Source organism: Streptomyces carpinensis (assembly GCF_002154505.1).
GTDB lineage: Bacteria > Actinomycetota > Actinomycetes > Streptomycetales > Streptomycetaceae > Streptomyces > Streptomyces carpinensis.
Genome location: NZ_MUBM01000056.1, coordinates 18229 through 28577 on the forward strand (window position 1 = coordinate 18229; position 10349 = coordinate 28577).

Consider the following 10349-nt stretch of genomic DNA (forward strand, 5'->3'; position numbering starts at 1 on the left):
CACGGACACGAGGTTCGACCCGAGCGCACGGGTCACGGCGCCTTGCGGGGCCGCCCCGGCAGGTCAGCGGGGTCGGGCCGGCGCCGCGTGTCCCGCCGTGCTCTCCCTGACCACCAGACGGTACGGCGCCTTCGACTCCGCAGGCGGGGGCGCCGTGCCGTCGATGACGGCGATCAGCGTGCCGACGGCGGTGCGGGCGATCCGGGCCTTGTCGGGGGCGACCGTCGTCAGCGCCGGTGAGCTGTAGCGGCCCTCCTGGATGCCGTCGACGCCGATGACGGCGATGTCGTCGGGGATGCGCACCCCGGCCCGGGTGAGCGCGTGCATGGCGCCGATGGCGAGCAGGTCGTTGTAGCAGAAGATGGCGTCCGGCGGCTGGGGCAGCGCGAGCAGCCGCTCCATGGCCTCGGCACCGAAGTGACGGTGGAAGCGGGAGGTGGGGACGATGAGGCCTTCGTCGACGGGGACGCCGGCCCGTTCGAGGGCCTGGCGGTAGCCGATGGTGCGCAGTTGGGCGGTCTCGCCGGTGCTGTAGGGCTGGTCGCCGATGGCGGCGATGCGCCGCCGGCCGAGGCTCAGCAGGTGCTCGGTGGCCTCACGGGCCGCCGCGATGTTGTCGATCGCGACGTGGTGGAAGTCGCCGTTGAAGATGTGCTCGCCCAGGAGGACGACGGGGACCCGGTTGGTGCGGCTGCGCAGCTCCTCCGCGGAGATGGTCAGCGGGCTCAGCAGCAGGCCGTCGAACATGGTGGCACGTGACTCGCGGCCCAGCAGCTCCCGTTCGCGTTCGCCGTCGCCGTCGGTCTGGTCGAGCATGACCACGTATCCGTGGGCACGGGCCGCGGTGATGACCTCGCGGGCCAGCTCGGCGAAGTAGGGGACGTCGAGTTCGGGTACGACGAGGGCGATCATGCCGGTGCGGCCGCGGCGCAGGTTCCGGGCCACCAGATTGGGCCGGTAGTCGAGTTCCTCCAGTGCGGCCTGGACCCGGGTGCGCAGTTCGTCGGAGACGGGCACCGAGCCGTTGACCACGTTGGACACGGTGCGGATGGAGACTCCGGCGCGTTTGGCGACGTCGCGCAGCGTCGTACCGGCCATTGCATTCCCCCTCGGGATGTCGCCGTCTGTGGAGTCCGGCCGAACGCCCCGGTCGGGCGCCCGCGGCACAACTCGATGTTACCCGGGTATTGCATCGTTGCAAAAGGCACCGCATCATCTCTGCATCGTTGCAATCGAGGCGGGCGGGACCGCCTTGCGCGGCACCGTGACGCACGCCTGCGTCCGTGTCCGCGTGCGCTCTGCACCGTTCTGTGCGGCCCACGCCGGGCCCCGCCTTCATCCAGAGGAGCCGTGCTCATGCCCCAACCGACAGTCCCACGCCGCCGAGTCCTGCGCGGTGCCCTAGGCGCCGGAGCCGTCGCCCTCGCCGGCCCTCTGGCGGCGTGCGCTCCGGGGTCCTCCGCCTCCGAGCCGCGCAAGCTGACGGGCACACCCAGCGCCTCGGCCAAGGGCGAGATCACCATCTGGAACCGCTCGGGCGACCTGTTCAAGGTGTTCGACAAGGCCATCGGCGCCTTCCGCAAGGCCTACCCGAACGTGAAGGTGAACCATCAGGCGGTCGACATCGACGCCAAGCTCGCCAACACCCTGATCACCGGCAGCGACCTGCCGGACGGCAGCTTCTGGGACGACGCCAAGATCGGCAGTCAGGCCGAGCACCTGTACGACCTGACGGACCTGATCGCGCCGTACCGTGACCGCACCTCCGCGTACAAGCTGTCGGTCAACACCGTCGACGGCCGTATCTACGGTGTGCCGTGGGACCTCGACCCGGGCCTGCTGTGGTACCGCGAGGATCTGCTGGAGGACGCCGGCGTCGACCCGGCGGGACTGAAGACCTACGACGACCTGCTGGCGGCGGCCCGGGCGCTGAAGGAGAAGAACTCCTCGGCGCGGCCCATCCACATGGAGAAGGACCCCTTCCTCGGGCAGCTGTGGCTGGAGATGCTCGCCAATCAGCAGGGCACGAGTCTCGCGGACGCGGGCGGCAAGGTGCGGCTGGACTCCAAGGCGTACCGCGACATCCTCACCTGGATCAAGGACGCCGTCGACGACGGCCTGGTCACGCACGCCGAGTACCTCAAGCAGGCCGACGTCGCGGCCCTGGAGAACGGGCAGCAGGCGCTGGTGCCGTGGGCGGTGTGGTGGTCGTTCGCCCCGCAGCAGCTGCTGAAGAAGACGAAGGGCAGGTGGCGGGCCGCCCCGCTGCCGGCCTGGACACCGGGCGGCGCGCGCAGCGGCGCGATGGGAGGCAGCAGCTTCATCATCCCGGCGAAGGCGAAGAACCCCGAACTGGCCTGGCTGCTGTACGAGTTCCTGTGCTTCAAGCAGCCCGGCTACACGGCCGTGTACGGCCCGAGCAGCGTCTACCCCGGCGGCCTGGACACCTCGGTGCCCAGCTACACGCCCGCGCGCCGCGCCGACAAGCCGCTGTTCCAGCCGGTGGAGGCGCTCGGCGGGCAGGACCTGTGGAAGGTCGCCGTGGACGCCGCCGCCACCATCCCGGCCGCCGCGCCGATCCCCGCCTGGTGGACCAAGTCGGTCGACTACCTGGGCAACAACCTCCAGCGGCTGATGGAGGGCAAGATGCGGCCCGACGACGTCATCGACGACTCCACCCGCAAGATCCAGCGCAACCTGGTGGACCGCGCGTGACACCGGCGACCCTGACCCCCGTACAGCCGGAGCGGACGGCCCCGGCCCCGCCCGGCTCCCGGTTCCGCCGCCGCGGGCCGTTCCTCACGCCGTACGTGTTCGTCGCGCCGTTCTACGTCGTCTTCGCCGCGTTCGGCCTGTACCCGCTCCTCTACGCGCTCCAGCTGAGTTTCACCAACTGGAAGGGTGCCGGTGAGGCGCGCTTCATCGGCCTGGACAACTACACCTACCTGCTGACCAGCGAGGAGTTCTGGTCCTCGCTCGGCAACAGTGCGGTGATGTGGCTGCTGATCGTGCCCGTGCAGATCGTCGGCGGGCTGGCGGCCGCGGTGCTGCTGGCCAACGCACGGCTGCGGCTGCGGGGCATGTTCCGCGTCGCCTTCATCGCGCCGTTCGTCACCCCCTTGGTGGCGATGGCCCAGGTGTGGATCGTGGCGTTCGACAAGGACTACGGCCTGGTGAACCATCTGCTGGGCCTGGTGGGCCTGCCCCACATCGACTGGCTGGCGTCCACCGCGTGGGCCAAGCCGACGCTCGCGCTGCTGTTCCTGTGGAAGACCACCGGGTTCGCGATCATCATCCTGCTCGCGGGACTGCAGGCCGTACCGGCCGACGTCTACGAGGCCGCCGCGCTGGACGGAGCCTCCCGGCAACGCCAGTTCTGGTCGCTGACGCTGCCGCTGGTGCGGCGCAGCATCGCCTTCCTGGTCGTGGTGCAGACGCTCGCGGTGTTCCAGATGTTCGCCGAGCCCTTCGTGGTCACCAAGGGCGGCCCGTACGGCTCGACCACCACCGGCGGCCTGTACCTGTACAACCACATCACGGCGTCCGACCTCGGGACCGGTGCCGCGAACTCCTTCCTGCTGGTGCTGCTGGTGTTCGCGCTGTCCCTGCTGTCCGTGCGCCTGCTGCGCTCCCGAGACGAGTGACCGCCATGAGCAACCGAGTGACAGCCATGACAAGACGAGTGTCCCTCACGGCCAGGAGCGGCAGGAGCCTCGCCGGCCCGAGGCCCGGCCCGTTGCAGTACCTCCTGCTCATCGGCCTGGCCGTGCTGTTCGTCTACCCGATCTGGTGGGCGATCAGCAGCTCGCTCAAGCCGCCGGCGGAGATCATCCGCGACCCGCTGTCCTTCTCGCCGGGCTCGGCGACGCTGGGCAACTACCGGGCCATGTTCCACGACGTGCCGATCGGCACCGGGTTCCTCAACACGGTGCTGGTGGTGGCCGTCAAGGGCGCCATGACGATGTTCTTCTGCCCGCTGGCCGGCTACGCCTTCGCCAAGTACCGCTTCCCCGGCCGGAACCTGCTCTTCGGCGTGCTGATGCTCACGCTGATGCTGCCGACCCTGGTGCTGATCATCCCGCTGCTGCTGGAGATGAGCGAGCTGGGCTGGGTGAACACCTACCAGGCGCTGATCCTGCCGGGCAGCATCGACGCCTTCAGCATCTTCTGGATGCGGCAGACCATCGCCGCGGTCCCCGACGAACTCCTCGACGCCGGACGCGTGGACGGGGCGGGCGAGTTCGGGATCTTCGTCCGGATCGTCATGCCGGTCATCCGTCCGGGGCTCGCCGCACTGGGCGTGCTGACCGCGATGAACATCTACAACGACTTCGTCTGGCCCGTCGTCGCCGTCAACGACGAGAGGCACCAGACCCTCCAGGTGGTCCTGTCCACCCTCGCGCAGAACGTCACCGGCAACCGCATCGGCGCCGACTTCGCGAGTGTCTGGGGCGAGCTGCTGGCCGCCGGCAGCATCGCGATGCTGCCCGTGCTGGCGCTGTTCGTCCTGCTGCAACGCCACTTCATCAACGGGATCCTCGCGGGCAGCGTCAAGGGCTGACGCCCCGTCAGCTCATCGAGACCCGCCCAGAGATCGACGATCGGAGCACATCCGCCCATGCCCCGCCCCGCCTACCCACGCCCGCACTTCGACCGCTCGCACGCCTGGCTCAGCCTCGACGGCTCCTGGGACTTCCGCGCCGACCCCGACCGGCGGCACACCGCCGAGACCGCCGACGGCTACGACCAGCGGATCACGGTGCCCTTCGCCTGGGAGACACCCGCCTCCGGCATCGCCGCGCACTGGCTGCAGACCGCCTGGTACCGCCGTACGTTCACCGTGCCCGCCGACTGGACCGGCAGGCGGATCGTCCTGCACTTCGGCGCCGTCCACCACGAGGCCACCGTGTGGGTCAACGGCACGGAGGTCGCCCACCACGAGGGCGGCTACACACCCTTCTCGGCCGATGTGACCGACGCGCTCGGCGACGGCGGGCAACTGCTCGTCGTACGCGTCCACTCCCCCGCGGACAAGCTCGGCATCGCGCACGGCAAGCAGCGCAGCATGCCCCGCGACGACTACGACGGCGTCTGCTTCACCCCCTCCTCCGGGATATGGCAGAGCGTCTGGCTGGAGCACCGTCCCGCCACCCATCTCGCCGGGCTGCGGCTGCGCCCCACCGACGACCTGACCGGCATCACGGTCGACGCGTCGGTGCACGGCCCGCACACGGACGGCGCGCAGCTGCGGCTGCGGGTGCGCGGCGAGAGCACCGCCGCCACGGTGAACGTCGACCCGGACGGGCGCGTCCGCACCGATCTGCTGCTTTCCGCACCCCGGTTGTGGTCGCCGCGGGATCCGCACCTGTACCACGTCGACGCGGAGCTGACCTCCGCCGACGGCACGGACCGGGTCACCGGCTACACCGGGCTGCGCTCCGTCACCGTGGACGGCGAGACGCTGTTCCTCAACGGGGAGCGGCTGTTCGTGCGCGGCGTGCTGGACCAGGGCTACTGGCCGGAGACCGGCATCACGGCGCCCGACGACGCCGCCCTGCGCCGCGACCTGGAGCTCGCCGCCGCCGCCGGCTACAACCTCGTGCGCAAGCACCTGAAGCTGGAGGATCCGCGCTTCGTCCACCACGCCGACACGCTCGGCATGCTGCTGTGGGCCGAACCCGCCTCGGCCGGCCGCTTCTCCCCCGCCTCGACCGCCGCCTTCGCCGAGCAGATCGAGCCGATGGTGGAACGCGACGGCAACTCCCCGGCCGTCGTCATCTGGGGTCTGTACAACGAGGAGTGGGGCCTGGACTGGGACATCCCCGGAGACCCGGCCAAGCAGCGCGCCGCCGCCGACGCCTACGACCGGCTCAAGGCCCTCGACCCCACCAGGCCGGTCGTCGACAACTCCGGCTGGACGCACGTCAAGACGGATCTGCTGGACTGGCACTACTACGACGAGAGCGCCGCCTCCTGGGCCCGCACCATCGCGGATCTCCTCTCCGGCGAACGGGACGACTTCCCCGTGAAGCTGGGACCGGACTACGTCGTGCACAAGAAGCTCGCCGTGCCCGGGCAGCCGCTGCGCGGCCTGCCGAACCTCAACAGCGAGTACGGCGGTGGCTTCACCGGCCTGGAACGCGCCTGGCATCTGCGCTGGCAGACGCAGGAGCTGCGCCGCCACGACCGGCTCGCCGGATACGTCTACACCGAGCTGTACGACATCGAGCACGAGAGCGCCGGGCTGCTGGATTTCCACCGCGGTGCCAAGGACCTCGCCGGCGTCGACCCGGCGCACGTCAACGCGCCCACCACGCTCGTCCTGGACGTCACACCGGTCGCACCCGGCCGGGACCTCCTCACGCCCACCCGGGACTTCACCGTCGACGTACGCGTGTCCCACCACGGAAGCGAGCCCGTCACGGGGCTGCTGCACACCGCGTGGACGCCGGTGTACGGGCCGGCGCCCGCGGAACCGGGCGACGCCGTGCCCGGAGGCCGGGCGGAGGCCAAGCCGTACGTCCTGGGCTCCCCGGTCGCCGTCTCCGCCGCCCTGCCCGAGGGCTGGACCAGCGGACGACTGCATCTGTCACTGGTGGCGGAGGGTGCCGTCGTCGCCCGCGGCGCACTCGACGTGGACACCCGGACCGAACCGCACATCGGCGACGACCCGCGGGCCCGCACGGCCGAGTGACACGCCACCCGTCCTGGACCTCTCCCGCACCACCGACACCTGAAGGAGCCCTCACGTGCCGCCCAGCTGTGGGACTGCAACACCGCCACCGGCCAGCGCTGGTCCATCGCGCCGGACGGCACGCTGCGCGCGTTCGGCCGGTGTCTGGACATCGACGGCAACGGCACGGCCGACTTCACCAAGGTGCAGCTGTGGGACTGCAACGGCTCCGGCTGCGAGCAGTGGCGCCACCAGGCCGACGGTTCGCTGCTGAACCCCCAGCCCGGCCGCTGCCTGGACATCCCCTCCGGTGCCACGGCCAACGGCACACACCTGCAGATCTACGACTGCAACGGCCTCGGCACGCAGAAGTGGAACCTGCCCTCGTAGACGTCACCGCCTTCGCCCGCACAGGCCGGTGCGGGCGCCGCCGAACGCCAGGAAGGGAGAGGCGGTGCCCCGCACCGACCCGGCCGGTTTCGCACGGAACGCCTGGCAGGCCGTGCATCCGCGTCTGGAGGCAGGCTCGCGCGGGCAGCGGGGCCATCCGGGCGATCCCAGGCCGTGTCGGACCGTCGACACAGGACCGGTTGGCCATGCTGGGCCGGAATGGGCACCCTCAACCGGCGACAAGGAGCACGGCATGCCCACGGACCCGGTCGGACGATTCCTGGCGGCCCTGGACCCGGACCACCGGGAGGCCATCGGCGCCAAGCCGCGTGAGGAACAGGAACGGCTCGCGGCGGCCTGGGAACGGGAACTGGAATCGGACGACGAACTCGACACCCTCGACGAGCTGTCCCCGCCGGCCGCCGAAGAGGAGGCCGCCCGCCGCGTCCTCGGCGAAGAAGGCGAGTGACGGCTCGCGGCGCCGCGAGGAGGGCTGCCCGTTCCGGCCGGTGACGGCGGCTCGGCCGGAACGGGACCAGTATGGAGGGACTCAGCCAGATCGCACGGCACCGGCCCGGCCCCCGCCGGCTCCAGGCGTGAGCCCTTGAAGGAGCCGCCCAGCCGGCGGTCATGGCTCACCACGACCGGCATGCCGGGGTAGACGGCGAGCGCCTGCTCCATCTCCTCCACCACAACCGGCGGCAGACGGTTCGTCGGCTCGTCGAGCAGCGGCAGGTCCACCGGCCGCGCCGGCAGCCGGGCCAGGGTCGGCCGGCGTCGCTGCCCGGCGGACGGCGCGCCCATCGCAGTGGCGAGCGACCCCGGCCGGAACAGGCCGAGCGACGGCAGCTCCTCCCGTACTCATCGCGCAGCCCGGGCCGGCCGGCGGCGAAGGCATGGAGCACGGTGCGTTCGGGCTGTCCACGCTTCCCGGCCACTGCCGAACGGGCGGCGCCCACCGTGCTCTTCCCCCCTGATCAAGCGCACTCGCGGGCCCGGCTATCCTGACGGGCGTAACCGGACACGGGGTGCCCCCGCACGGGGGCTGAGATCACACCCGTCGAACCTGAACCAGTTAGGACTGGCGGAGGGATGTCGCATGTCATTGCCGTATGCCCACAGTGAGGCGGCCACCGCGGACGCACAGCGCGTCTTCGACGGACGGATGCCGGCGGCTCCCGGTGACCTCCGGGTGGAGGCGCGCGGCATCGCTCCGGTGCCCGAGGACGCCCGCTACGGCGGCCCCGGGCGGCTGTTCACCGTCTGGTTCGCCCCCAATCTGACCATGACCGGCGTGTTCACCGGCACGGTCGGCATCGCGCTCGGGCTGGACTTCGCCACCGCGCTCGTCGCCGTCGTGCTCGGTACTCTGCTGGGCGCGGTGCCCACGGCCTACCTGGGCACGTGGGGAAGCCAGACCGGCGCGGGACAGATGCCGCTGGCCCGGCTGGCCTTCGGCCGCGCCGTCACGTTGCCGGGGGCACTGCAATGGCTGTCGTCCATCGCGTGGGACGCGCTGATCGGCCTGTTCGGCGGGGATGCGCTGGCCCAGCTGTGCGGCTGGCCGTTCTGGTCGGGCGTCCTGGTGATGATGGCGGCCCAGGGTGCGTTGGGCGTGCTCGGGTACGAGGCCATCCACCGTCTGCAGACGGTGATGACCTTCGCTCTCGCCGCGGCCTTCGCCGTCGTGGCGGTGAAGCTGCCGGAGGGCACCCACGCCACGACGGCCGCCGCCGTGCACGGCGCCGACCGGGCCGGCGCGTTCGTCCTGACCTGTGCCATCGCGCTGAGCCTCGCCCTGTCCTGGGCTCCCTACGCCAGTGACTTCAGCCGTTACCTGCCGCGCACCGCGTCCCGTCCGCGCATGTTCTGGTGCACCCTGCTCGGCGTCAGCGTGTCCTTCGTGGCCGTTGAGGCGCTCGGCCTGTGGGGGGCGGCGGAGTTCACCGACCAGACCGCGCGCGGCGTGGACAGGCTGCTCGGCGGAGGCGCGCTGGGTGCGTTCGGACTGCTCGCGGTCGCCCTCGCGGCCCTGTGCAGCAACGCCATGAACGACTACAGCGGGTCGCTGGCACTGCAGACCATGGGTGTGCGCCTGCCCCGGCCGGTCGCCGCCGCACTCGCCGCGGTGCTCGGCTTTCCGCTGGTGCTCTGGATGCACGCGGCCGACACCACCGCGCGCTTCCAGAACGTGCTGCTGTTCGTGGGCTACTGGATCCCCGCGTTCGTGGCGATCGTGATCGTCGACTGGCTCGTCCGTGCCCGGGCCCGCGGCGGCAGCCCCGTCGACCTGGCGACGGAGACGGCCGCCCCGCAGCCGTGGTGGCCGGCGCTCACGGCCTTCGTCGTCGCTTTCGCCGCGGCGGTGCCGTTCATGAGCACCAGCCTGTACGTGGGCCCGGTCGCCCGGACGCTGCACGGCGCCGACCTCGCCTACCCGGTGGCGTTCGCCGCCGCTCTGCTCGTCTACACGCCGTTCCGCGTGCGGCGCCGGCCCTGACGCGCCTCACCGCCTCCCGCAGAACAATGTAGGGAGTCTCTTCAGGCTTCTTCCGCCGACCCCGGCCGTGCCTCGGGCCCGTCCGACCTCGGCCGCGCCTGGGGCACGTCTGTCTCCGCGGGCGCCTGCTGCGGCCGTCGGCCCGCGCGGCTGTCGGACTCCCGGCACTCAGGATTCCGGCACGGCCCGGGTTCCCAGACCGGCACCCAGGCCCCCAGGGTCTTGCGCCGTCGGACGACGGCCTCCACGGGCTGTCCGCAGACGGGGCAGACCTGTCCTTCATCGCCCATGGTCTCAGGGTAGGTCCGAGGGGATCTCGGCGCCGCCGTGACGCCGTGCGGCTGGCGCGCCACGGTTGGGTCCGCACAGGCTGCGACGCGCCGCGCCGAAGGCCCGCCGGTGGCGCTCCGGAGGGCCACCGAGACCCCGTCGAAGGGCCTCCAAAGCGCCTGTGAGTGTGATGCCACCCATAGGAGCCAGATCACGTCCTAAGGAGCGTCGTAGGGGACGGACCGGTCCGACCAGCCATGAAAACCATCAGAACACAATATTTCGGACATCCATCCTAAGTCGGGTAGTACGTCACATCTTTGCGCCCCGCCCCGGCCGTGGCTAAACATGGCTGTCGTCGCACCGAGACGGAGCACCACGGAATCCCCCCGGATCCTCCCGCCCCGGCCCGCGACACAGGGGTCCCGCCCCGAGGCCACCGCGACCGACCGCGGCCGGCACCACGACGACGTTCCTCATCACTGGAGAGTTCCTTCCGTATGACGATCACCCGCA

General features: G+C 71.2%; 9 protein-coding genes and 1 riboswitch. Of the genes, 7 read left to right on the forward strand and 2 right to left on the reverse strand.

All coding sequences use genetic code 11. The annotated features are described in order from the left end of the window. Positions 1-63: 63 nt before the first annotated feature. Positions 64-1098, reverse strand: a complete 1035-nt coding sequence (locus BZY54_RS08675; RefSeq protein ID WP_086724200.1) for a LacI family DNA-binding transcriptional regulator — start codon at positions 1096-1098, stop codon at positions 64-66. A gap of 258 nt (positions 1099-1356) precedes the next feature. On the opposite strand from BZY54_RS08675, the gene BZY54_RS08680 reads away from it, so the two are divergent. From BZY54_RS08680 to BZY54_RS08710, 7 genes are all read left to right on the forward strand, one after another. Beyond that, positions 1357-2715, forward strand: a complete 1359-nt coding sequence (locus tag BZY54_RS08680; protein WP_086724202.1) for an ABC transporter substrate-binding protein — start codon at positions 1357-1359, stop codon at positions 2713-2715. After that, a complete protein-coding gene (locus BZY54_RS08685; RefSeq protein WP_086724204.1) occupies positions 2712-3644 on the forward strand; it encodes a carbohydrate ABC transporter permease in 933 nt (310 codons plus the stop codon). The genes BZY54_RS08680 and BZY54_RS08685 overlap by 4 nt, the downstream gene beginning before the upstream one ends. Positions 3645-3670: 26 nt before the next feature. After that, positions 3671-4561, forward strand: coding sequence for a carbohydrate ABC transporter permease (locus tag BZY54_RS08690; protein WP_086724207.1), 891 nt, complete (start codon positions 3671-3673; stop codon positions 4559-4561). Positions 4562-4618: 57 nt separating this feature from the next. Next, entirely contained in the window at positions 4619-6694 is a 2076-nt protein-coding gene (locus tag BZY54_RS08695) for a glycoside hydrolase family 2 protein (protein WP_086724209.1), read from the forward strand. Between the two features lie 39 nt (positions 6695-6733). After that, complete coding sequence (locus tag BZY54_RS08700; protein WP_425276269.1) at positions 6734-7063, forward strand: ricin-type beta-trefoil lectin domain protein; 330 nt, start codon at positions 6734-6736, stop codon at positions 7061-7063. A gap of 253 nt (positions 7064-7316) precedes the next feature. Beyond that, positions 7317-7532 carry a hypothetical protein gene (locus tag BZY54_RS08705; protein ID WP_086724211.1) on the forward strand — a complete coding sequence of 72 codons (216 nt, stop codon included), beginning with the start codon at positions 7317-7319 and terminating at the stop codon, positions 7530-7532. A 545-nt stretch (positions 7533-8077) separates the two neighbouring features. After that, positions 8078-8173, forward strand: a riboswitch (TPP riboswitch). Continuing rightward, positions 8163-9563 carry a purine-cytosine permease family protein gene (locus tag BZY54_RS08710; RefSeq protein WP_086724214.1) on the forward strand — a complete coding sequence of 467 codons (1401 nt, stop codon included), beginning with the start codon at positions 8163-8165 and terminating at the stop codon, positions 9561-9563. (Overlaps the previous riboswitch by 11 nt.) 41 nt (positions 9564-9604) lie before the next feature. Here the strand turns inward: BZY54_RS08710 and BZY54_RS52905 are convergent, their stop codons facing one another. Continuing rightward, positions 9605-9853, reverse strand: a complete 249-nt coding sequence (locus BZY54_RS52905; protein WP_086724216.1) for a hypothetical protein — start codon at positions 9851-9853, stop codon at positions 9605-9607. Positions 9854-10349 lie beyond the last annotated feature (496 nt).